Here is a 22,862-nt window from a genome sequence, read left to right on the forward strand (position 1 = left end):
GTCGGTGTGTCCGGTCAGCGGGGCGCCGATCGGCTGGCCGGTGCCGGCATCCCACAACCGCAGCGTCTTATCCCAGCTGCCGGACGCGATGCGGCGCCCGTCCGGGCTGAACGCCACGCCGGTCACCACGTCCGTGTGGCCGGTCATGGACTGCTCCGCGTCTGGATCCCATAACCGCAGAGTGGTGTCGAGGCTGCCGGAGACGATCCGCCGCCCATCCGGGCTGAACGCCACGCTCCACACGTATGCGGTGTGGCCGGCCAGTGGCCTGCCGATCGGCGCACCCGTGCCGGCATCCCACACGCGCAACGTATCGTCCCAGCTCCCGGAGGCGACGCGCCGCCCATCCGGACTGAACGCCACAGACTCCACCGGGCTGGTGTGCCCGGTCAGCGGCGCGCCGATCGGCGCGCCGGTGCCGGCGTCCCACAACCGCACCGTGGTGTCGAGGCTGCCGGAGACGATGCGCCGCCCATCCGGGCTGAACGCCACAGACTCCACCGTGCTGGTGTGGCCTCTCAGCGGCGCGCCGGCCGGCGCGCCGCTGCCGGCATCCCACAACCGCAGCGTCTCGTCGTCGCTGCCGGAGACGATGCGCCGCCCATCCGGACTGAACGCCACGCTGTTCACCTTGTCCGTGTGGCCGAGCAGGGGTGCGCCGATCGGTGCGCCGGTATCGGCGTCCCACATTCGCAGCGTGCGGTCGTCACCGCCGGAGACGATGCGCCGCCCATCCGGACTGAACGCCACACTTCGCGCCGCGTCGGTGTGGCCGACCAGGGGGACGCCGATCGGCTGGCCGGCACCGGCATCCCACAACCGCACTGTGCCGTCGCCGCCGCCGGAGGCGATGCGCCGCCCATCGGGGCTGAACGCCACACTCAACACCCCGCCGGTGTGCCCGGTCAGCGGCGCGCCGATCGGCGCGCCCGTGCCGGCGTCCCACAACCGCAGCGTCTTATCGCGGCTGCCGGAGACGATGCGCCGCCCATCCGGGCTGAACGCCACACTGATCACAAAGCCGGGAGTCTGGATGATCTTGGTAGTGCTCCGCTGCGCGACCACCCCGGTGAACAGCGCGCCCGTGTCGGCATTCGGGGAGATGTGCGGCGCGGCCAGGATCTGCTGCAGCGCCCGCACATCACCGCCACCTTCGACACCGGCAAGCATGGCTTGTCCTTGCGAGGTCAATTTGAGTGCTATCGCTTGGTTGCGTTGGGCTATCGCCTGATTGCGCTGAAGTAGGGCTTCTTGTCGTTGGTGATTCGCTTCTTGTTGCTTCACGACCGCGATTGACGCCGCCACCACCGCCAGGATGGTGAGGAAAACCATTCCCGCGATGGCCGCTCGGCGAAAGCGCCGGAAGCGCCGCTGTTCACGGAGGTCGTCGCTGGCCAGCTCATACTTGGACTTCCCGTGGATGGGGGCGGCCAGATCGGTGACCTTGTCCCGGAAGGCGTGCCCGTGCGGATCCCATGGCGCGTCGCCGCTGATGTCGACATAGAGCGGTTCCGCGGGCAGCACCCCAGGAGCGGTCAGTACCGGCAACGCGACATCCGACCGGGCGGGATCAAACCGGCGGTTGTCGCCGTCCCAGCACAGGTGGCCCTCCACCACTACGACCAACAGCTGGTCGGGACCGCGTCGCTCCAACCAGTAGGCGACCTCCTGGTTGACCCAGTGAGAGCCTGCCGCCGACGACGAAAGCACCACGATCAGATAGCGCGACTGGTCCATCGCGTTGCTGACCTTGCCCCACAGATTCGGATTGGCGGCCAGTTCGGTGCTGTCCCGAAACACCCGCAACGCGTTCAACTGGCCGACGCGACGGCCGATGTGGTGCAAGCCCTTCTGGATGCCGGCCACGGCCTCCCCGTCCTGGTGGCTGTAGGACAGGAAGGCGTCGTAGGTGAACGACGTTTCACGACGCCGAATTGGTGGCTCTGCACGTAGTGCGCTGCCGGTGGGCATTCGGACCCCCAATATCGACTGGTTGCTGCTGTATGTTCGATCGCATCGACCGATCGAGAACAGGGTCTTTCGACCCAAGTACGCCGGTCTGAGTACCTGATCAGAGGGATGCGCGACGCAAGGACGGAACATGGCTGCTCCGGAATGGGGTTTGCCCGAGGACGTTCGAAGCCTGCTGCACGACGAGCCGGTGCCCGACTGGCGATCTCCCACGCTGGCCACGCTGACCGACAAGCGGTTCTCCGATCCGCGGTGGGTCTTCGAGCGCAAGTTCGACGGGATGCGCTGCCTGGCCTTCCGGGACGGCGCCCGCGTGCGGCTGCTGTCGCGAAATCGCCAGCCGCTCAACGGGACCTACCCGGAACTGGTCGACGCGCTCGCGGCTCAGCACTCCACCCGCTTCGTGCTGGATGGCGAGGTGGTGGCATTTGAAGGCCGCCGCACCAGCTTCGCCCGGCTGCAGGGCCGCCTGGGCATCACCGACCCGGAGGCGGCCCGGGCATCGCCGGTCCGCGTCTTCTATTACGTCTTCGACCTGCTGCACCTCGACGGCAAGTCGACGGTCGGCGCGCCGCTGATGTGGCGGAAGCGGCTGCTACGCAACGCGATTGAATTCGGCGGTCCACTGCGCTACACCCCGCACCGGGTTGCCGAAGGCCTGGCCGCCTACCGCGCGGCCTGCGAGCGCGGCGACGAGGGGGTGATCGCCAAGCTGGCCGAATCGACCTACGACGGCGGCCGCTCGAAGAATTGGCTGAAGTTCAAGTGCGTGCGCGACCAGGAATTCGTGGTGGGCGGCTACACCAGCCCCAAGGGCAGCCGGGTCGAATTGGGCGCGCTGCTGCTGGGCTATTACCAGGGCCGCGACTTCGTCTACGCCGGCAAAGTGGGGACGGGCTTCGACGAGGCCACGCTGCACCGCCTGCACGAGCGGCTGTCGGCGATCCCGCGGGAGACGCCGCCCTTCACCCGTGGCCTGGTGCGCCAAGCCGGCGCCCATTGGGCGCGCCCCGAACTGGTGGTGCAGATCGGTTTCACCGAGTGGACCCGTGACGGGAAGCTGCGCCATCCGCGTTACCTCGGCGTCCGCACCGATAAGGACGCCGGCGACGTGGTGCGGGAGAGCGGGTAATGTCAGCAACTATGAGCTGCACCGGCCGCAGGCTGCTGCCCATCATCGCGGTGACGATCATCGCCGTTGGCTCCCAACTGAGTCCGGCGACCGCGCGGGCGGACCTGCACAACATCACCTACCGTGCCCGCATCGACGCGCTGACGACCGGCAGTCAGGCCACCTTCATCATCAACGGCGGTCAGACGAACACCACCAACCTTCCGTCCATGCCCGGCAACGCATTCGAGGCCAACACGGTGCTGCCCGACCCGCAGCAGGCCGGCATGCGGATAGTGCTTCGCTTCCCGTATTCGGCGAACGTGCATTGCGAGATCGACGTCGACGACAACGTTTTCACCCAGACCGACCAGGTGGTCAAACCGGCGCCCGGGAATGCCGACCCCAACAACGGCGCGCTGCAGTGCGGTGCACCACTGCCCGCCTGAGATCGATCGCCCGACCCCCACGCGGATCTCGCAGACCTTCGAGGCGTCGAAGACGAGATCGTCGACCTGTTACCGGCTATCTAACAGGGCGTCCAGGTCGGCGATCGCGCGCAACGTGTCGTTGAGGTGGGTGCAGGTGCTGGTGCCGACGAATTCGCCGCGGATGCGGTCGCGTAACTCGGCGAGAGTCATACCGCGGATGCGGGACGCACTACCGATCGCCCCCGGGCATTCCTGCCAGGGCAACACCCGTACTTCGGCGTTCACCTCGGTGATTACCCGCCTCGAGGTGTCAAGCGTGCCGGCGACCGTGTACTCGTGCACGATCGTCTCCACCAAGTCGTCGTCCATGTGAGAGTCGCGGAAGTGGGCCTGGAAGTGCGCCGACCCGGTGTCGACTTCCGCCAGATCCAGCCGTCGGTACCTGCGCATCCCGCGCGCTCGGAGCGGCTCCACTTCGTGTAGCCCGTTCAGCGGCGGCGCCGACGGGCCGCGGCCCGTCGGGATGACATCGTGCCGTCGGGTGTACGCGATGAGCGAAGCGTCAGGTGCGAAACCGGCGCAGATGCCGGCCATCCGGTCGGCGATGCCCAGCGGCATCTTCTCTTCGACGCCCTCGATGATCGCCGCGTACTGGGTGGCGTATCCGGACACCAGCGTTGCACCGACCCAATCGTCGAGCAGCAGATGCAGCAAGCTGGCGCGCTCTGCTTCCTCGGGGAACAGCCGGCCGACCTTCGCACGGAATCCGGCCCCGACACGACAGCCCAGCAGTGCGTCGAGACGGGCGGGGGAAGTGATGTCGTCGACGACCTGATCGGTGAGATGTGCCCGCATTCGGATCTCGCCGAGTACCTCGACGCGTCCGCCCTCGGCGCCCACCACGTCGCGTGCCCGCAGGTCGGCCAGGGAGCCGCCCGCCTCATCCGGATGGGTGTCGATGGTGCTGGTGCGCCGCCGTCGTCCGGCCGCCAGCTGCGACGCCTCGTCCACGAAGGGCCGCCGCGGGCCCAGGATGTCGTTGACGAACGGCATGGCGGATCAGGGCTTCCAGCCAGTGGCGTCGGCCCATTCCCACGCTCGCCGGTAGGCGTCACCAAACCACGGCTCTTTGGCGGTGGTATAGCGCACGGTGTCGCCGTCGGCGCCTGCATCCGCCTCCCGCTTGACCCGCCAATACTGCTCGCGCACATCGGCGTTGGCCGACAGCCAGTCGACGAACAACAGCGCGAACTGTTGGTTGGGCCAGCCTTCGACCCGGATATGCACGTTGGTTGGGCGACCCGGATCGGCCGAGGCATGAATCCGCTTGCCCCACAGCGCCGCATCGTCGCTGTGGTCGTAGCGCTCGACGGTGCTGCGCGCATCGGGCCTGGCGACGTCGGAGGTGATGCGCTCGATGCGGGGGTAGCCGGCGGCCAGCAGGGGCTCGACGAGTTCGTCGGCGACAGCCAATGATTCGACGGTGATCTGCACGTCGATCACGTCCTTGGCGGGAAGGTCCGGCACGGCGGTCGAACCGATGTGGTCCACGCGAATCGCCCGGTGGCCACAGGCGGTCTGCAACCGGTTGACGATCCGCCGTGCCTGATCCGGCCAACTCGGATCGGGCGGCACCACCCGCGCCGGCGCCAGGGCGACCTGATGCCGAGTCAGGTTGTGCGCGAAGGGCAGTATCCGGTGGTCCCACACGTCATGGGCCCGCTGCACCAGGTCCTCCGGGGTGCCGGAGTTGTCCACCCAGATGTCGGCGACGGCACGGCGCTGCTCGTCGCTGGCCTGCGCGGCGATCCGGGCCCGGGCATCGGATTCGGGCATGCCCCGCTGATCGACCAGCCGTCGCAGCCGCACCTCGACGTCGGCGTACACGATGACCACGAGCGGAAACAGCGGCGCCATTCCCGACTCCACCAGCAGCGGGATGTCTTCGACGACAACCGAATCCTCGGGCACCGAGGCGATGATCTCGGCGCGGCGCTTGCCGACCAGCGGGTGGACGATGCCGTTCAGCCGTTGACGCGCCTCGTCGTCCCGGAAGGCCTTGGCGGCCAGCGCGGGACGATCCAGCGATCCGTCGGGCAGCAGTATGTCGTCACCGAACGCCTCGACAAGCGCCGCCAGCCCCTCGGTGCCCGGCTGGACCACCTCGCGCGCGATGACGTCACCGTCGACGATGACCGCACCGCATTTCGCGAAGGTGGTCGACAGCGCCGACTTGCCGGCGCCGATGCCACCGGTCAACCCGATACGCAGCATGCGTGAACGCGATTAGGCGTTGCCGGCGAGCTTCTCCCGCAGGGCGGCCAATTGAGCGTCGCTGGCCAGCGACCCGCCGGCCGCCTTCTCCTGCGGCGCACCGCCGTTGCCCGACGACTGCTCGGCGTGCCCGGCCGCCTCGGCCGCGGCGAACTTCTCCATCTGCGCGGTGTGCATCTTGTGGCGGCGTTCGGCCTCGGCGTAGCGGGCCTCCCACTCGGTGCGCTGCTTGTCGAATCCCTCGAGCCATTCGTTGGTCTCGGCGTCGAAGCCTTCGGGGAAGATGTAGTTGCCCTGCTCGTCGTAGCTGTCGGCCATGCCGTACTTCGCCGGGTCGAACTCGTCGGTGTAGTCTTCGTTGGCTTGCTTGAGCGACAACGAGATTCGGCGGCGCTCCAGGTCGATGTCGATGACCTTGACCATGGCGTCGTCGCCGACGGCCACCACCTGGTCGGGCACCTCGACGTGGCGCTCGGCCAGCTCGGAGATGTGCACCAGGCCCTCGATGCCCTCCTCGACGCGGACGAACGCACCGAACGGCACCAGCTTGGTGACCTTGCCGGGCACGATCTGGCCGATGGCGTGCGTGCGGGCGAAGTGGCGCCACGGGTCTTCCTGGGTTGCCTTGAGCGACAACGAAACCCGCTCGCGGTCCATGTCGACGTCGAGCACCTCGACGGTGACCTCGTCGCCGACCTGGACCACCTCGGACGGGTGGTCGATGTGCTTCCAGGACAGCTCGGAGACGTGCACCAGGCCGTCCACACCACCGAGGTCGACGAACGCGCCGAAGTTGACGATGGACGAGACGACACCCTTGCGGATGGCGCCCTTCTGCAGCTGGTTGAGGAACTCGCTGCGCACCTCGGACTGGGTCTGCTCCAGCCAGGCCCGGCGCGACAGCACGACGTTGTTGCGGTTCTTGTCCAGCTCGATGATCTTGGCCTCGATCTCCTTGCCGATGTACGGCTGCAGATCGCGGACCCGACGCATCTCGACCAGCGACGCGGGCAGGAAGCCACGCAGGCCGATGTCGAGGATCAGGCCACCCTTGACCACCTCGATGACGGTGCCCTTGACGGCCTCGTCCTTCTCCTTGAGCGCCTCGATGGTGCCCCAGGCGCGCTCGTACTGCGCGCGCTTCTTGGACAGGATCAGGCGGCCCTCTTTGTCCTCCTTGGTGAGAACGAGGGCTTCGACCTCATCGCCGACGGAAACGACCTCGCTGGGGTCGACATCGTGCTTGATGGAGAGCTCGCGGGCGGGGATGACGCCCTCGGTCTTGTAGCCGATGTCGAGGAGCACCTCGTCCCGGTCCACTTTGACGATCGTCCCCTCGACGATGTCGCCATCGTTGAAGTACTTGATCGTTTTGTCTATTGCGGCAAGAAAGTCCTCGCTGGAGCCAATGTCGTTGACGGCTACTTGGGGCGAGGTGACGGTGGGACTCGGCATGTGGTGGGTTGCTCCGGACAGGTTGGGTCGTAGGGACAAAACTGGGATTTATCTATTGAGGTTACTCGACTGCGTACACGCTGGCCAAACCCGGGCGGCGCGCCACTTGCGCGACACCGGGTGAATGCCCACGGCGAAAGTGACCGCAACGCGAATTTCGCGATAAATTTTCTCTCCGCTAGATCATCCTCGGCGACTGACGCCCCCGTCAATGCGCCGCCGCGTCCCAGGAACGGCCGTAGCCCACCGAGACCTCCAGCGGCACGTCGAGCGGATAGGCGCCGCCCATCTTCTCGCGGGCCAGCGCCTCGAGCTGGTCGCGCTCGCCCGGAGCGATTTCGAACAGCAGTTCGTCGTGCACCTGTAGCAGCATCCGGGACTTCAGCCCGGCTTCTTTGATCGCCTTGTCGACCTCGATCATCGCGACCTTGATGATGTCGGCGGCGCTGCCCTGGATGGGCGCGTTGAGCGCCGCCCGCTCGGCCGCCTCCCGCACCTGGCGGTTGCTGCTGTCCAGCTCGGGCAGGTAGCGGCGGCGGCCCAGCACCGTCGAGGTGTAGCCGTCCTTGCGGGCCTGCTCCACGATGTTCATCAGGTAGTCGCGCACCCCGCCGAACCGGGCGAAGTAGGCGTCCATCTGTTCCTTCGCCTCTTCGGTGGAGATCTTCAACTGCTGCGACAGGCCGTAGGCGCTCAACCCGTAGGCCAGCCCGTACGACATCGCCTTGACCCGGCGGCGCAGCTCGCCGGTGACCTCCTCGATCGGCACGCCGAATGCCCGGGACGCGACGAACGAGTGCAGGTCCTCCCCCGTGTTGAACGCCTCGATCAGGCCCTCGTCCCGCGACAGATGCGCCATGATCCGCATCTCGATCTGGCTGTAGTCGGCGGTCATCAGCTCGCTGTAGCCGTCGCCCACCACGAACGCGTCCCGGATCCGCCGGCCCGCCTCGGTGCGGATCGGGATGTTCTGCAGGTTCGGCTCGGTCGACGACAGCCGGCCCGTCGCCGCGATGGTCTGGTTGAACGTGGTGTGGATGCGCCCGTCCGAGGCCACCGAATTCAGCAAGCCGTCGACGGTCACCTTGAGCCGGGTGGCGTCGCGGTGGGTGAGCAGGTGCTGCAGGAACGGATGGCCGGTCTTGTCGAACAGCGACTGCAGGGCGTCGGCGTCGGTGGTGTAGCCGGTCTTGGTGCGCTTGGTCTTCGGCATCTCCAGCTCGTCGAAGAGCACCGCCTGCAACTGCTTCGGCGAGCCCAGGTTGATCTGCTTGCCGATCACCGCGTAGGCCGCTTCGCCCGCGTCGCGGATCTGGTGGGCGAAATCGCTCTGCAGCTCGCCGAGCAGATCCAGATCGACTGCGATGCCGGTGTTTTCCATCCCGGCCAGCACCCGCTGCACCGGCAGCTCCATGCCGCCAAGCAGCGACGTGGAGTTGATGCGGGCCAGCTCCTCGTCGAGCGCGTCGGCTAGATCCAGCACCGCCACGGCCCGCAGGATCAGCGTCTGCACCGCCTGGTCGTCCGTTCCATCGGAATCGTCGAGCAATGAAAGCTGTTGCTGCTCAGGACTTTCCGCGCGCAGCTCCCTGCGTAGGTAGCGCAGCGACAGGTCCTCGAGGGAGAAGCTGCGCTGCCCGGGCCGAACCAGGTAGGCGGCCAGCGCGGTATCGGAGGTGACGCCGGCCAGCGTCCAGCCCCGGCCGGCGAGGTCGTGCATCGCCAGCTTGGCTTCGTGCAGCGCCTTGGGTGGACCCGGGTCGGCCAACCAGGACGCCAGCGCCGCCTCGTCGTCGGGCTCCAGCGTTGAGGTGTCGATGTAGCGGCCCTCACCGTCGGCGGAGACGATGGCCAACGCGGTGGCGTCGGCGTCGTAGGCCAAATGCGTGCCGACGACGGCCAGACCGAACCGCTTGCCCGAGCTGTGCTCCGCCAGCCACACCGCCAGCTCGCCGGGCTGCAGCGCGCCCCCGCGGACGTCGAAACCGGCGTCGACCTCCGGCTCTGCCGCGGCCAGGGTGTCGAACAAGCGGTCGCGCAACACCCGGAACTCCAGGTCGTCGAACAGCCGGTGGATGTGGTCGCGGTCCCAGGGCTGCATGCGCAGCGTGTCCGGGGTCTGCGCCAGCGGCACGTCCTTGACCAGATCGGTGAGCTCGCGGTTGCGGATCACGCTGGCCAGGTTGGCCCGCAGCGCGTCGCCGACCTTGCCGCGCACCGAGTCGACGTTGTCGACCAGACCTTGCAGCGAGCCGTACTCGGCGATCCACTTGGACGCGGTCTTCTCCCCGACGCCGGGGATGCCGGGCAGGTTGTCGCTGGGATCGCCACGCAGGGCGGCGAAGTCGGGGTACTGCGTGGGGGTCAACCCGTACTTTTCGACGACGGCCTCGGGCGTGAATCGGGTGAGTTCGCTGACGCCCTTGCGCGGGTAGAGCACCGTGACGTCGTCGCTGACCAACTGCAGAGAGTCCCGGTCGCCGGTGACCACCAGCACGCGGTAGCCCTGGTGTTCGGCCTGGGTGGCCAGCGTCGCGATGAGGTCGTCGGCTTCGAAGCCCGGCTCGGCGAGCACCGTGATGCCCAGAGCGTTCAGCACTTCCTTGGTGATGTCGATCTGGCCGTGAAATTCGCCCGGCGTCGCCGAGCGATTGGCCTTGTACTCGGGGTACCGCTCGGAACGGAACGTCTGCCGGGACACGTCGAACGCCGCGGCGATGTGCGTCGGGGCCTCGTCGCGCAACAGATTGATCAGCATCGCCGTGAAGCCGTACACCGCGTTGGTGGTCAGGCCGCCGCGGGTCTTGAAATTCTCGGCGGGCAGCGCGTAGAAGGCGCGGAAGGCCAGCGAATTGCCGTCCAGCAGCATCAGCGTCGGCTTGGTCTGCTCCTCGCTGGCGATACTCACGGCTCACACTCTAGGCATCCGGTACGACGGGGCACGCGCCCCAACCACCCGGGGCCGGAACTGCAACACGTTTCAGTTTCGTATTGGGGCTGGGTAGTCTGGCCGAGTGCCAGAGGTCACCAGCCAAGAACCCGCGATCGACGGATGGTTCGCCACCGACGACACCGGAAGCGCCCACTTGATCGGCAGCAAGTGCCCCGAATGCGGCACCTATGTCTTCCCGCCGCGCGAGAACAACTGCCCCAACCCGGCCTGCGCCAGCGACACACTGGAACCCGTCGCGTTGTCGACCCGGGGAACGCTGTGGAGCTACACCGAGAACCGGTATCCACCCCCGCCGCCCTACCCCGCCCCGGATCCCTTCGAGCCGTTCGCCATCGCCGCGGTCGAGCTGGCCGACGAGGGAATCATCGTGCTGGGCAAGGTGGTCGAGGGCACGCTGGCCGCCGATTTGAAGGTCGGCATGGAGATGGAGCTGACCACCATGCCGCTGTTCACCGACGCCGACGGCGTGCAGCGCATCGTCTATGCGTGGAGGATCGCCTGATGCCCGAACCGCTTTACATCCTGGGCGCCGGAATGCACCCGTGGGGCAAGTGGGGCCGCGACTTCACCGAGTACGGGGTCGTCGCCGCGCGCGCCGCGCTGGCCGAGGCCGGCCTGGACTGGACGCAGATTCAGCTGGTCGCCGGCGCGGACACCATCCGCAACGGCTACCCGGGCTTCATCGCCGGGTCGACGTTCGCCCAGAAGCTGGGCTGGAACGGCGTGCCGGTCAGCTCGAGCTACGCCGCGTGTGCGAGCGGTTCCCAGGCGCTGCAGAGCGCGCGGGCTCAAATCCTGGCCGGTTTCTGCGACGTCGCGCTGGTGATCGGCGCCGACACCACCCCGAAGGGCGCGTTCGCTCCCGTTGGCGGAGAACGCAAGAACGACCCCGACTGGCAGCGGTTCCACCTGATCGGTGCGATGAACCCGGTGTACTTCGCGCTGCTGGCGCGCCGCCGGATGGACCTCTACGGCGCGACGGCCGAGGACTTCGCTCAGGTGAAGGTGAAGAACTCGCGGCATGGCCTGCAGAACCCGAACGCCCGCTACCGCAAGGAAGCTTCGGCCGACGACGTGTTCGCCAGCCCGGTGGTGGCCGACCCGTTGCGACAGCTCGACATCTGCGCCACCTCCGATGGTGCGGCGGCCCTGATCGTGGCCAGCGCCGAGTTCGCCCGCAAGCACCTCGGCTCGCTCGACGGCGTTCCATCGGTGCGGGCGGTCAGCACGGTCACCCCCCGCTACCCGCAGCACCTGCCCGAATTGCCCGACATCGCAACGGATTCCACCGCCGCGGTGCCCGCACCGGACCGGGTGTTCAAGGATCAGATCCTTGATGCGGCCTACGCCGAGGCGGGCATCGGGCCCGAGGATGTCAGCCTGGCCGAGGTCTACGACCTGTCCACCGCGCTGGAGCTCGACTGGTACGAGCATCTCGGGCTGTGCCCGAAGGGCGAGGCCGAGGCGCTGCTGCGCAGCGGCGCGACCACCATCGGCGGCAGGGTCCCGGTCAACCCGTCGGGCGGGCTGGCCTGCTTCGGCGAGGCCATCCCCGCCCAGGCCATCGCGCAGGTCTGCGAGCTGACCTGGCAGCTGCGCGGTCGGGCGACGGGCCGGCAGGTGGAGAATGCCACGGTCGGCGTCACGGCCAACCAGGGCCTGTTCGGTCACGGCTCGTCGGTGATCGTGGCGCGCTGAGGCTTTCAGCCTTCGCCCAGTGTGCGACTGCGGCGGCCTCGTTCGGCGTGTCGTCTGCCTGAGCTCACAGTCGACGGCCGCGACCTACTCCTCGGGTGTGTCGAGGGTTTCCAGGACGACTTCGGCGACCCGCTTCATCGTGGTACGGCGGTCCATGGCGGCGCGCTGAATCCACTTGAACGCCTCGGGCTCGGTCATGCCCTGCTTGGTCTGCAGCAGCCCCTTGGCGCGTTCGACGAGCTTGCGGGTCTCCAGCCGCTCGGACAACGTCGCCACTTCGCGTTCCAGCTCGGTGATCTCACTGAAGCGGCTGACCGCCAATTCGATCGCCGGAATCAGGTCGCTGATCGTGAAGGGCTTCACCAGGTAGGCCATCGCCCCGGCATCGCGAGCGCGCTCGACCAGGTCGCGCTGGCTGAACGCGGTCAGCACCACGATCGGCGCGATGCGCTTGCTGGCGATCTCGGACGCCGCGTCGATCCCGTCGCGGCGAGGCATCTTCACGTCCATGATCACGAGGTCGGGTTGATGTCGTTCGGCCAACTCGACGGCCTCCTGTCCGTCGCCGGCCTCCCCGACGATGTCGTACCCCTCCTCTCGCAGCATCTCGGCGAGGTCCATTCGGATCAGCGCTTCGTCTTCCGCGATCAGGACCCGGCGCGGCACAGCGGCGTCGGTGTCGGTCGTGGGGCCTGTCATGACGGACATTGTCGCGTGAACGTCCGAGGCCAGCGACCTCGGGGCGGTGAGATGGGTGTCTACACCGAATCCTCTATGGTGGGAGGCTGCCTCTAAGGTAGGAGGCCGGCAAGCCCTCGTATCCCAACTGGCAGAGGAAACGGACTCAAAACCCGTCCAGTGTGGGTTCGAATCCCACCGAGGGCACCACAGGCAGGACAGACAAGCAACCGCCCGTCAGGGCGTACCGGTGGCCCGGATCGAGTTGCCTCGCATACCGATGCCGGCTGCCGCGACCCCGGCCCGGCGTCCCCGCGAAACCGGTGCCTCCAAGCCCCAGGTTTGTTAAATGAGTGAAATCCGTGCCAAAGGTATGAACTCGCCCGAATTTAAATACCGGGCGCAATAAAGGGCACAGTTGCATTCAAATAGAATCGCGCCGGTTACACGATGAATTCATGCCATTTTCGGGGCCCGTCGAGGCGCCATCCATCGACCTATGGCGCGCCGGGCGCGGCCGGGTTGCGACTGCCGCGTTAGCGGCTAATGCACACTTGTTCTTCCGAGTGCACCACGTTGACCTGCATCGGATCGTTCTGCATCGAGTCGGTGGCCACCCGCAACAACGAGCCCGCGCCGCCGCATCCGACCCCACAGGCGGGGGTTGCCGCCGCGGTGCACGCCAGCATTAGCGCGATCCCGATCCTGCTGCTGAGACTTGCCACACCGCACCCCCGCATTAGAGGAACACATGACCCACATCACAGCCCGACATATGTTTAATAACACGTCGGATAATTTTGTAAACCCCTTCAGCGGAAAATCTTTTTTTAATTTTCCGATGCCCCGAAGCGCCAGCCGTCGACGGGCATCCGGCGCGTCGTCGGGACCCATTGACTGGCCCACGAACCGAGCTCAGCGGTTACGCTTTTGAATGTGGCGGCTAAGAAGTGCGGCGCCCCACCCGTGTCAGCCGGCTCGGCGAGACGCCCGGACTGCGTAGCCGCAGTGCGGGCGCAGACCCGCGACCGCAATCAGCACTACGCCGCCAGCGCCGCCCGCCGGGCCCGGATCCTGACTATCACCTCGTGGCTGGCCGTGATGGTGAGCGTGAGCTTCGTGCTCGTGCAGATCCTGGGCGGCACCTGGCTGTGGCAGGTCAGCTCGATCAACATCCTCGGCGCGATGATCTTTGCGATGGTCCCGTGGCTGCAGCGCTTCGGCGAACTGGTTGCCCCGCTTACCTTTATGGGCGCGGCCTACGTGTCCGTCTTTGCCAGCTGCGTGGACGTGGGCACCGGGTCGGGGGCCCAGTTCTTCTTCCTGGTGGGCGCCTGCATCGTCGTGTTGTTGCTGGGGATCGAACACATCGTTCTGGCATCCGCGCTGGCTGCCGTCGCCGCCGGCCTCATAGTCGCCGTCGAGTTCCTGGTGCCGCGCGACACCGGGCTGCAGCCGGCCTGGGCCCAATCGACCGGATTCATCGTGACGGCGATTTCCAGCGTGGTGATGGTGGTCGTGACCGTCTGGTTCGCCCTGCGTGACACCGCGCGCGCCGAGGCCATGATGGAGACGCAGTACGAGCGCTCGGAGGCGCTGCTGACCAACATGTTGCCGGCCAGCATCGCCGAGCGGCTCAAGGAACCCGACCGCAGCGTCATCGCCGACAAGTTCGACGACGCCTCCGTTCTGTTCGCCGATATCGTCGGGTTCACCGAGCGGGCCAGCGGCACGGCCCCGGCCGACCTGGTGCGCTTCCTCGACCGGTTGTACAGCGCCTTCGACGCATTGGTGGACCGGCACGGACTCGAGAAGATCAAAGTCAGCGGCGACTCTTACATGGTGGTCAGCGGCGTTCCGCGCGCCCGGTCCGACCACGCGCAGGCCCTGGCGGACTTCGCACTCGACATGGCCAATGTTGCGGCCGGACTGCAGGATCCGCACGGCAACGCGGTTCCCCTGCGGGTGGGCATGGCATGCGGGCCGGTGGTCGCCGGCGTGGTGGGTTCCCGGCGGTTCTTCTATGACGTGTGGGGTGACGCGGTCAATGTCGCGTCCCGGATGGAATCCACCGACTCGGTGGGCCGAATTCAGGTGCCCGAGGCCATGTACGAGCGTCTCAAGGACGAATTCGTGCTGCAGGAGCGCGGCCACATCGACGTCAAGGGCAAAGGCCTCATGCGCACCTGGTATCTGATCGGGCGCAAGGCGGACAGCGAGACCACCGAGGAAACCACCGAGCTGCTCACGAGGGGTTCACGCACGGCCCACGTGTAGCCCAAAGTGCCCTATACCCAAGGCGGGGTTTGTGTCAGACTGCGGCCATGCAAACCACACCTGGACCTTCCCCCGCTCCAAGTTTGTTGCCGCATCTGTGGAAATCGACCCTATTGTCGGGACTCCTGTCGCTGGCCCTCGGCATTCTGGTGCTCGCGTGGCCCGGCATATCCATCGTGGTCGCCGCAACCGCCTTCGGCGTCTATCTGCTGATCACCGGCGCCGCACAGGTGTTCTTCGCGTTCAGCCTGCATGTCTCGGCGGGAAGCCGGATCCTGCTCTTCATCAGCGGTGCCGCGTCACTCATCCTGGCGTTGTTGGCATTTCGCCACTTCGGTCAGGGATACGCAATCCTGTTGTTAGCCATCTGGATTGGCATCGGATTCATCTTCCGCGGCGTCGGCACGACGGTCTCTGCCATCCAGGACCCGCACCTGCCGGGGCGGGGATGGGCGATCTTCATCGGCCTGATCAGTCTGCTCGCCGGCATCGTCGTTCTGGCGTCGCCGCTCGAATCGATTGTCACGCTGGCGCTGGTGGTCGGGGTCTGGTTCGTGGTCCTCGGCATCTTCGAGATCGTGTCGTCCTTCGGCATCCGGAAGGCCTCGAAGACCCTTACCCCCTGAGGCGGCTCTGAAGTAGCGCCGCCTCGGGACCTTCTACTACACTTTGTAGTAGCCGCGTCGTGCGGCTCCGCAGTTTCGGGAGATGACAGATGAATGTCGTCGATATTTCGCGGTGGCAGTTCGGTATCACTACCGTCTACCACTTCATCTTCGTGCCGCTCACCATCGGTTTGGCGCCCCTGCTAGCGGTCATGCAGACGGTATGGGTGGTAACGGATAACACCGCGTGGTACCGGCTCACCAAGTTCTTCGGCAAGTTGTTCCTGATCAACTTCGCCATCGGCGTGGCGACGGGAATCGTCCAGGAATTCCAGTTCGGCATGAACTGGAGTGAGTATTCGCGCTTCGTCGGCGACATCTTCGGCGCGCCGCTGGCCATGGAGGGCTTGTTCGCCTTCTTCTTCGAGTCCACCTTCATCGGGTTGTGGATTTTCGGTTGGGGCCGGCTGCCGAAGCTGATCCACCTGGCCTGCATCTGGATCGTCGCGATCGGTGTGAACATGTCCGCGTTCTTCATCATCGTGGCGAACTCGTTCATGCAGCATCCAGTTGGCGCGCATTACAACCCGGCGACCCATCGTGCCGAGCTGGACAGCATCACCGCGCTGCTGGGCAATAACACTGCGCGGTGGGCGTTTACCCACACGGTCGGCGGCGCGCTGCTGACCGCCGCGACCTTCGTCGCGGCCATCAGCGCGTGGTTCCTGGTCCGTTCCCGCCGCCCGGCGACCGCCACCCCCGCCGCGGAATCGGACGCGCGCACCATGTTTCGTCCGGCGGCCATCCTCGGGTGCTGGGTGGTGCTGCTCGCGGCCGTCGGCCTGTTCTTCACCGGCGACCGCCAGGGCAAGCTGATGTTCGTTCAGCAACCGATGAAGATGGCGTCGGCGGAGTCGTTGTGCGGCACCGAGACCGACCCCGACTTCTCGATTCTCACCGTCGGCACGCACAACAACTGCGACAGCATCACCCGGGTCATCGAGGTCCCGTACGTGCTGCCGTTCCTCGCGGAGGGCCGAACCAGCGGCGTGACGTTGCAGGGCGTGCGCAATATCCAGCAGGACTTCGAGCAACGGTTCGGCCCAAACGACTACCGGCCCAACCTCTTTGTCACCTACTGGTCGTTCCGGGCGATGATCGGATTCCTGGCCGTTCCGATATTATTCGCGCTTGCCGCGTTGTGGCTCACCCGCGGCGGCCGGGTGCCCAACCAGCGGTGGTTCTCCTGGCTGGCGCTGCTGACCATCCCCACGCCGTTCCTGGCGAACATCTCCGGGTGGGTGTTCACCGAAATGGGGCGGCAACCCTGGATCGTCGCACCGAATCCGACCGGCGACCAACAGGTTCGGTTCACCGTCCATGAGGCCGTCTCGCACCATGCGCCCGGCATGGTGGTCACCTCCCTGGTGACGTTCACCCTCGTCTACGCGGTGCTGGCGGTGATCTGGTTCTTCCTGCTCAAGCGGTACGTCACCGAAGGGCCCCGGGAACACGACGCCGAACCGGCTGCCCCGACGGCACCCGGCGACGACGAGGTGGCGCCGCTGTCGTTCGCCTATTAAGGCCCAGCTGGAAAGGAGTTGACCGATGGGACTGCAGGAGTTGTGGTTCGGCATCATCGGGTTGCTGTTCCTGGGTTTCTTCGTTCTGGAGGGCTTCGACTTCGGCGTCGGCATGTTGATGGAACCGCTGGCCCGCGTCGGCATCGGTGAACCCGAGCCCATCCGGCGCACGGCGCTGAACACCATCGGCCCGATCTGGGACGGCAACGAGGTCTGGCTGATCGTCGGCGGCGCAGCGATGTTCGCCGCCTTCCCCGGCTGGTACGCGACCGTGTTCTCCACGCTGTACCTGCCACTGCTGGCCATCCTGTTCGGGATGATCCTGCGCGCCGTGGCGATCGAGTGGCGCGGCAAGATCGACGACACCAAGTGGCGCGGCTGGGCCGATTTCGGCATCGCGGCCGGATCGTGGCTGCCCGGGTTGTTGTGGGGCGTCGCCTTCGCCATCCTGGTCCGCGGCCTGCCGGTGGACGCCGACGGGCAGGTCAACCTCTCGATCACCGACGTGCTCAACGCCTACACCCTGCTGGGCGGCCTGGCCACCGCCGGGCTGTTTCTGCTCTACGGCGCGGTGTTCATCTCGCTGAAGACCTCCGGCGCCATCCGCGACGACGCCCACCGGCTGGCGGTCTGGCTCTCGCTGCCGGTGACCGCACTGGTTGCGGGCTTTGGGATCTGGACGCAGCTGGCCCACGGCAAGGACTGGACCTGGCTGGTGCTCGCCGTCGCGGTAGTGGCACAGCTGTCGGCGGTGTTGCTGGTGTGGCGGCGCGTGTCCGACGGCTGGGCGTTCGCCTGCACGGCCACGGTCGTTGTGGCGGTTGTGATCCTGTTGTTCGGCGCGCTGTACCCGAACTTGGTGCCGTCGACGCTGAACAAGCAGTGGAGCCTGACAATCTACAACGCCTCGTCGACGCCCTACACCCTCAAGGTCATGACGTGGGTGACCGCGTTCATGGCCCCGCTGACGGTGGTGTACCAAGCCTGGACGTATTGGGTTTTCCGGCAACGGATCTCGGCGGACCGGATACCTCCGTCCATCGGCCTGGCAAGGCGGGTGTCCTGAGCGCGAACAATCCGCCGCGCGACTCCAGAGCGCGGGGCCCGCTGGACCCGCGACTGTGGCAGGCATCGACCGCCCTGCGCCGCTACCTGGCCTCGACGGTGTGCTGCGGAGTGGTGATCTCCGGCTGCGCGATCGGCTCGGCGATCGTCCTCGCTGGCGTGGTTGCCCGCGCGGTCGGCGATCGCTCCGCCCACGGCCCGCGCGTCTGGCTCGGGCCGCTGTCGGTCCTATTGCTGCTGTGGACCATTCGGACAGTGGCGCAATGGTTGCAGACCCGGTTGAGTCAACGCGGCGCCAGCGCGGTCATCGCCGATCTGTCCGGTCAGGTGCTCACGGCGGTGACCGCCCGCCAGCCCGGTGAGCTCGCCGGCCAACGGGATGCCGCCGCGGTGGTGGTCACGCGCGGCCTCGACGGCCTGCGCCCCTACTTCACCGGGTACCTGCCGACGTTGCTGCTCGCCGGGATCCTCACCCCCGCGACCGTCGCCGTCATCGCTCTCTACGACCTGAAATCGGCGGCCATCGTGGCGATCACCTTGCCGCTCATACCGATATTCATGGTCCTGATCGGCCTGGCCACCGCCGACCGGTCGGCGGCGGCCCTGGCCGCCATGACGACACTGCAGGGCCGGTTGCTCGATCTGATCGCCGGCATCCCCACCCTGCGGGCGCTGGGGCGCGGTCGGGGCCCGGAGCGCCGCATCGACGAACTGGCCGCCGCGCACCGCCGCTCGGCCATGGCGACGCTCCGGATCGCCTTCCTGTCCGCGCTGGTGCTGGAACTGCTGGCGACGCTGGGCGTGGCGCTGATCGCGGTGGGCATCGGGTTCCGCCTGGTGTTCGGCGAGATGACGCTGGCGGCCGGCCTCACGGTGCTGTTGCTCGCGCCCGACGTGTACTGGCCGTTGCGCCGCATCGGCGTGGAATTCCACGCCGCGCAGGACGGAAGAACCGCCGTCGACAAGGCCTTCGCCCTCATCGGCGAACCGACTCCAGCGCAGGCCCGGGACCAGACGGTCACCGCCCGCGGGGCACAGATCCGCCTCGACGGGCTCGGCGTCGCCGGTCGCGACGGCCACGCGCCGCGCGACCTCACCGCGCTCATCGAACCGGGCGCGGTTACGGTGCTGACCGGGCGCAACGGCGCCGGCAAAAGCACTACCCTGCAGGCGATCACCGGGGTCACCGGGCCGTCCTCGGGCCGGGTCACCGTGGCCGGCATCGACGTCGCCGATCTGGAGCCGGGCGCCTGGTGGCGGCAGTTGTCGTGGCTGCCGCAGCGCCCGGCACTCGTCCCGGGCACGGTCCGGGACAACCTGGTCCTGTTCGGCGACCTAGACGACCTCGAAACTGCTTGTGCCGATTCCGATTTCGATAGGGTGCTGGCCGACCTGCCCGATGGGCTGGACACGGTGCTCGGCCGCGGCGGCGTCGGCCTGTCGCTCGGGCAGCGGCAACGGCTCGGCCTCGCCCGAGCGCTCGGATCGTCCGCGCCGGTGCTACTGCTCGACGAGCCCACCGCGCACCTCGATGCGCACGCCGAGGAACGCGTGTTGCGGGCCATCGTGGAGCGCGCCCGTTCGGGCGCGACCGTCGTCGTCGTCGGGCACCGCGCACCGGTTCTGGCGATCGGCGACCGGGTGGTCGAAGTGGTCGCCGACAGCGGGGCGCGTTATGTCCCGGCCTGATCCGCTGTTGGCTGCGGCGCCGCTGCTGCGGCCCCGACTCCCCCGGCTGTTTGCGGCCATCGCGCTGGGCGTGCTGTCGCTGGGCAGCGCGCTGGCACTCGCCGGTGTCTCGGCCTGGCTCATCACGAGGGCCTGGCAGATGCCACCGGTGCTGGACCTGTCGGTCGCGGCCGTCGCGGTGCGCGCTTTCGCGATTTCCCGGGGAGTGCTGCACTACTGCGAGCGACTGGTCACCCACGACGCCGCGCTGCGCGCGGCAGGCACCGCCCGGGCGGGGATCTATCACCGGCTGGCGCACGGGCCTGCGGCGGCAGCCGTCCGTCTGCACAGCGGCGAGCTCGTCACCCGCGTGGGCTCCGACGTCGAAGAACTGGCCAATGTGCTGGTGCGTGCCGTGGTGCCGATCGGGGTCGCGGCGGTGCTGGGGCTGGCGGCGACCGTGGTGGTCGCGGTCATCTCGCTGCCGGCCGCGGCGGTGCTGGTGATCTGCCTGCTGATCGCGGGCATCGTCGCACCGCGGTTCGCGGCCAGGGCCGCGGCCGGCCAGGAAAGCCTTGCCCGGCAGCATCATTCCGACCGCGATACCTCGGCGATGATCGCGCTGGAACACGCGCCCGAGCTCCGCGTCGCCGGCCTGCTCCCCCGCGTCATCGCCGAGTCGCAACGCCGCCAACGCGCGTGGGGCGCCGCGCTCGACGCGGCCGCCCGGCCGGCCGCCATCGCCGAGGCCGCGCCCACCGCCGCGATCGGGGCCAGCGTGCTCGGCGCGGTGATAGCCGGCCTCTGGCTTGCCCCTTCGGTCGCGCCAACCACGCTCGCCGTCCTGATGTTGTTGCCGCTGTCCGCGTTCGAGGCGATGACACCGTTGCCGGCCGCCGCGGTCCAGCTGACCCGATCGCGCATCGCCGCCCGCCGGTTGCTCGACCTGACGGCGAGCGACCGCCCGCATCAGCCCGAATCGCCCGCGGCCCCGCCGAACCCGCTCGCCGTGCTGTCCGCCGACATCCGGTCCGGGCACGCCGGAGCCGCGCGCTCGAACCGCATCTCGCTGGACCTACCGCCGGGTGCCCGGCTGGCAATCACCGGCGCCAGCGGGTCCGGCAAGACCACGCTCTTGATGACGCTTGCCGGGCTGCTACCCCCGCTGGAGGGACGGGTGACGCTCGACGGCACCGATCTAACCGCCTTCCGTGAAGACGACTTGCGCGGCGCCGTCAGCTTTTTCGCGGAAGACGCGCACATCTTCGACACCACGGTTCGAGACAACCTGCTGGTGGCCCGCGGCGACTGCCGCGACGCCGAATTGGCGGACGCGCTGGACGCGGTCGGGCTCGGCCCCTGGCTAGCCGGTCTGCCCGAGAACCTGTCGACGGTATTGACCGGTGGCGCGCAGGCGCTTTCGGCCGGTCAGCGCAGGAGGCTGCTGCTGGCGCGGGCGATGCTCACATCCGCCCGGATCGTGCTGCTCGACGAGCCGACCGAACACCTCGACGCCGCCGACGCCGAACCGATACTCCGCGACCTGCTGGGGCCGAGTTCCGCTCTGATGTCGGCCGATCGGACCGTGGTGGTGGCTACCCACCACCTGCCCGAGGGCATTGGCTGTCGCGAACTGCAATTGGATGCGCTCAGAGGTGTCGCCGGCGCGGCATGAACTCCAGCGACAGCAGCACGATCAGCAACTGGACGATCTGAGTCATGGACACCAGCGCGTAGCGCCGGGTGTCCAGCGCGTGGAACTTGCGCACGTAGCGGTAGAGCGACTCGAGGGCGATCAGCGGGTCGAGAACGTGGATCAACCGATAGAAGACGCGCTGGGTGCGGCTGCGATTCTTCTCGTCGAAGATTTCCGGGAACGCCGCGAACGCGAGGGAAAGCCGTTGGGCGCCATTCTCTTTGCCGGCCATGATCATGTCGACGCTGAGGCGTTCGTCGATGCCGTTGGGGGCTCCGCGCCGGCGCCACGGCACGTCGAGGGTGATGTCGCTGCCCCCGCCGGCCGTCGCGTACCGGTGGAATGCCTGCACCTTGCCCGAGGCGTCCCGGGCGAGGATCAGCTGGATGCCGGGGAACCGGCCCTCCAGCACGCCGTCGAGGTTCATGTGGAATCCGCGCTCGGTGTGGGCCGCCTTGCTCGACGCTCGGACCACCTCGATCAGCTCGGCCAGTTGCTCATCGCTGAGTTCCTGCTCCCCCACGATCTCGGTGGTGATGCCGCAGTTGTGGGAGCGCTTCACCGCCTGGCGCAGGTTGCGGAACTTGCGTCCCACCATGTCGAAACCGGTGACGTCGACGACGACGTCGCGCCCGATCGGCACGGCGCGCAACGACTGTCCGACCACCGCGACGTCGTTCCACAATTCGAGCCGTCGCTCGCCGCAACCGACCACCGCGATTCGCCAGCCGTGGGTGTGGCACATGGCGGCGAAGTCGGCGACCAGCTCGGGGAATCGAGATTCGTCACCGATCGGGTCACCGCCGACCACGGCGATACCCAGGCGCGTCCGGTAGGCGAGCGCGGCGCTGCCGTCCGCGGTGAAGTGGTAACTCTTGCCGGTCTGCATCGCGAAGGGCGCGAGCGGATCGTCCTGGGTGGCCTGGATCAATTTCCACACCCGGGGCAGATCCTCCGCACGCGCATGCGACGACGTCGGCCACATCAGCACCATGCCGGAGCCGGCGATGACCAGGTCGCCGAGCAGATCGAAAGACAGCACGTGCAGGCCCAGCCCGGCCAGCACGAAGAAGAAGGCCGCGACGGCGTGCGTGGCCGTAACGGGACGTCCCAGGAAGATGCCGCGTGCGATCCACGCCACCGCGACCAGGACGGTCAGCGACCAGGCCAACCGATCGGTGTAGTGCCACGCCGGGTGGTGGTGGTGGCGAACCAGGATTTCGGCCAACCAGCAGGTGGCGCTCAGCAGCGCCAGCGCACCGATCAGCCGGGCCGCGCGCGAATCGACCGACACGACCACGCGCTCCCGCGCGCGGGCCTTCGCTGAGACGTCGACCAACGGCCCGCTCACACTCACCTCCCGATGCGCTGAAACTCCAGCTGGGCGGCTGTTTGCC

General features: G+C 67.6%; 17 protein-coding genes, 1 tRNA gene and 1 pseudogene. 11 read left to right on the forward strand and 8 right to left on the reverse strand.

Annotated features, from left to right (window positions below; translation table 11 throughout):
- Positions 1–1,971, reverse strand: a 1,971-nt coding sequence (locus tag A5709_RS10745; RefSeq protein ID WP_082973839.1) for a TIR domain-containing protein, incomplete at its 3' end; no start/stop codon positions are given.
- 130 nt (positions 1,972–2,101) lie between these two features.
- Here A5709_RS10745 and ligD point away from each other — a divergent pair.
- Both ligD and A5709_RS10755 read left to right on the forward strand, forming a co-directional pair.
- Positions 2,102–3,103, forward strand: a complete 1,002-nt coding sequence (gene ligD / locus A5709_RS10750; RefSeq protein ID WP_068011090.1) for a non-homologous end-joining DNA ligase — start codon at positions 2,102–2,104, stop codon at positions 3,101–3,103.
- Positions 3,104–3,114: 11 nt separating this feature from the next.
- Complete coding sequence (locus A5709_RS10755) at positions 3,115–3,531, forward strand: hypothetical protein (RefSeq protein ID WP_067951195.1); 417 nt, start codon at positions 3,115–3,117, stop codon at positions 3,529–3,531.
- Positions 3,532–3,600: 69 nt separating this feature from the next.
- Here A5709_RS10755 and A5709_RS10760 read toward each other — a convergent pair whose 3' ends face one another.
- The 4 genes from A5709_RS10760 to polA form a co-directional block, all read right to left on the reverse strand.
- The gene (locus tag A5709_RS10760; protein ID WP_068119820.1) at positions 3,601–4,566 is read right to left on the reverse strand and encodes a DUF2889 domain-containing protein; all 966 of its coding nucleotides are present in this window, start codon (positions 4,564–4,566) and stop codon (positions 3,601–3,603) included.
- 6 nt (positions 4,567–4,572) lie between these two features.
- Complete coding sequence (coaE, locus tag A5709_RS10765; RefSeq protein ID WP_068119821.1) at positions 4,573–5,787, reverse strand: dephospho-CoA kinase; 1,215 nt, start codon at positions 5,785–5,787, stop codon at positions 4,573–4,575.
- A 12-nt stretch (positions 5,788–5,799) separates the two neighbouring features.
- Entirely contained in the window at positions 5,800–7,242 is a 1,443-nt protein-coding gene (gene rpsA / locus A5709_RS10770) for a 30S ribosomal protein S1 (RefSeq protein WP_067951190.1), read from the reverse strand.
- A gap of 208 nt (positions 7,243–7,450) precedes the next feature.
- Complete coding sequence (gene polA / locus A5709_RS10775; protein WP_197520118.1) at positions 7,451–10,111, reverse strand: DNA polymerase I; 2,661 nt, start codon at positions 10,109–10,111, stop codon at positions 7,451–7,453.
- A 145-nt stretch (positions 10,112–10,256) separates the two neighbouring features.
- On the opposite strand from polA, the gene A5709_RS10780 reads away from it, so the two are divergent.
- Together A5709_RS10780 and A5709_RS10785 are read left to right on the forward strand one after the other, a co-directional pair.
- Positions 10,257–10,697: a Zn-ribbon domain-containing OB-fold protein gene (locus A5709_RS10780; RefSeq protein WP_067951187.1), complete on the forward strand. Its 441-nt coding sequence runs from the start codon at positions 10,257–10,259 to the stop codon at positions 10,695–10,697.
- On the forward strand, positions 10,697–11,893 hold the full coding sequence (locus tag A5709_RS10785; protein WP_067951299.1) for a lipid-transfer protein: 1,197 nt from the start codon (positions 10,697–10,699) through the stop codon (positions 11,891–11,893). Before A5709_RS10780 ends, A5709_RS10785 begins: the two co-directional genes overlap by 1 nt.
- Positions 11,894–11,977: 84 nt before the next feature.
- On the opposite strand, the gene A5709_RS10790 is transcribed toward A5709_RS10785, so the two are convergent.
- Positions 11,978–12,592 carry an ANTAR domain-containing response regulator gene (locus tag A5709_RS10790; protein WP_197520116.1) on the reverse strand — a complete coding sequence of 205 codons (615 nt, stop codon included), beginning with the start codon at positions 12,590–12,592 and terminating at the stop codon, positions 11,978–11,980.
- A 112-nt stretch (positions 12,593–12,704) separates the two neighbouring features.
- Here A5709_RS10790 and A5709_RS10795 point away from each other — a divergent pair.
- Positions 12,705–12,781: transfer RNA gene (locus tag A5709_RS10795), tRNA-Leu, on the forward strand.
- Positions 12,782–13,107: 326 nt separating this feature from the next.
- Here the strand turns inward: A5709_RS10795 and A5709_RS27995 are convergent.
- The gene (locus A5709_RS27995) at positions 13,108–13,296 is read right to left on the reverse strand and encodes a hypothetical protein (protein WP_156659506.1); all 189 of its coding nucleotides are present in this window, start codon (positions 13,294–13,296) and stop codon (positions 13,108–13,110) included.
- Between the two features lie 211 nt (positions 13,297–13,507).
- On the opposite strand from A5709_RS27995, the gene A5709_RS10800 reads away from it, so the two are divergent.
- The 6 genes and pseudogenes from A5709_RS10800 to cydC all read left to right on the forward strand — a co-directional run bounded on the left by A5709_RS10800 (position 13,508) and on the right by cydC (position 21,485).
- Positions 13,508–14,848, forward strand: coding sequence for an adenylate/guanylate cyclase domain-containing protein (locus A5709_RS10800; protein ID WP_068119861.1), 1,341 nt, complete (start codon positions 13,508–13,510; stop codon positions 14,846–14,848).
- Positions 14,849–14,877: 29 nt separating this feature from the next.
- A complete protein-coding gene (locus tag A5709_RS10805) occupies positions 14,878–15,474 on the forward strand; it encodes an HdeD family acid-resistance protein (RefSeq protein ID WP_156673303.1) in 597 nt (198 codons plus the stop codon).
- Between the two features lie 89 nt (positions 15,475–15,563).
- Positions 15,564–17,036: a cytochrome ubiquinol oxidase subunit I gene (locus tag A5709_RS10810; protein WP_067951181.1), complete on the forward strand. Its 1,473-nt coding sequence runs from the start codon at positions 15,564–15,566 to the stop codon at positions 17,034–17,036.
- A 25-nt stretch (positions 17,037–17,061) separates the two neighbouring features.
- Positions 17,062–18,102 carry a cytochrome d ubiquinol oxidase subunit II gene (gene cydB, locus A5709_RS10815; protein WP_067951180.1) on the forward strand — a complete coding sequence of 347 codons (1,041 nt, stop codon included), beginning with the start codon at positions 17,062–17,064 and terminating at the stop codon, positions 18,100–18,102.
- A 74-nt stretch (positions 18,103–18,176) separates the two neighbouring features.
- A complete protein-coding gene (cydD, locus tag A5709_RS10820; protein WP_082973840.1) occupies positions 18,177–19,790 on the forward strand; it encodes a thiol reductant ABC exporter subunit CydD in 1,614 nt (537 codons plus the stop codon).
- Positions 19,777–21,485: pseudogene (gene cydC, locus A5709_RS10825) on the forward strand (thiol reductant ABC exporter subunit CydC). Before cydD ends, cydC begins: the two are co-directional and overlap by 14 nt.
- On the opposite strand, the gene A5709_RS10830 reads toward cydC, so the two are convergent.
- Positions 21,419–22,816 carry a bifunctional lysylphosphatidylglycerol flippase/synthetase MprF gene (locus A5709_RS10830; RefSeq protein ID WP_068119832.1) on the reverse strand — a complete coding sequence of 466 codons (1,398 nt, stop codon included), beginning with the start codon at positions 22,814–22,816 and terminating at the stop codon, positions 21,419–21,421. The pseudogene cydC and the gene A5709_RS10830 sit on opposite strands and share 67 nt — an antisense overlap.
- Positions 22,817–22,862: the final 46 nt, after the last annotated feature.

Source organism: Mycobacterium sp. E1386 (genome assembly GCF_001672745.1).
Lineage (GTDB): Bacteria > Actinomycetota > Actinomycetes > Mycobacteriales > Mycobacteriaceae > Mycobacterium.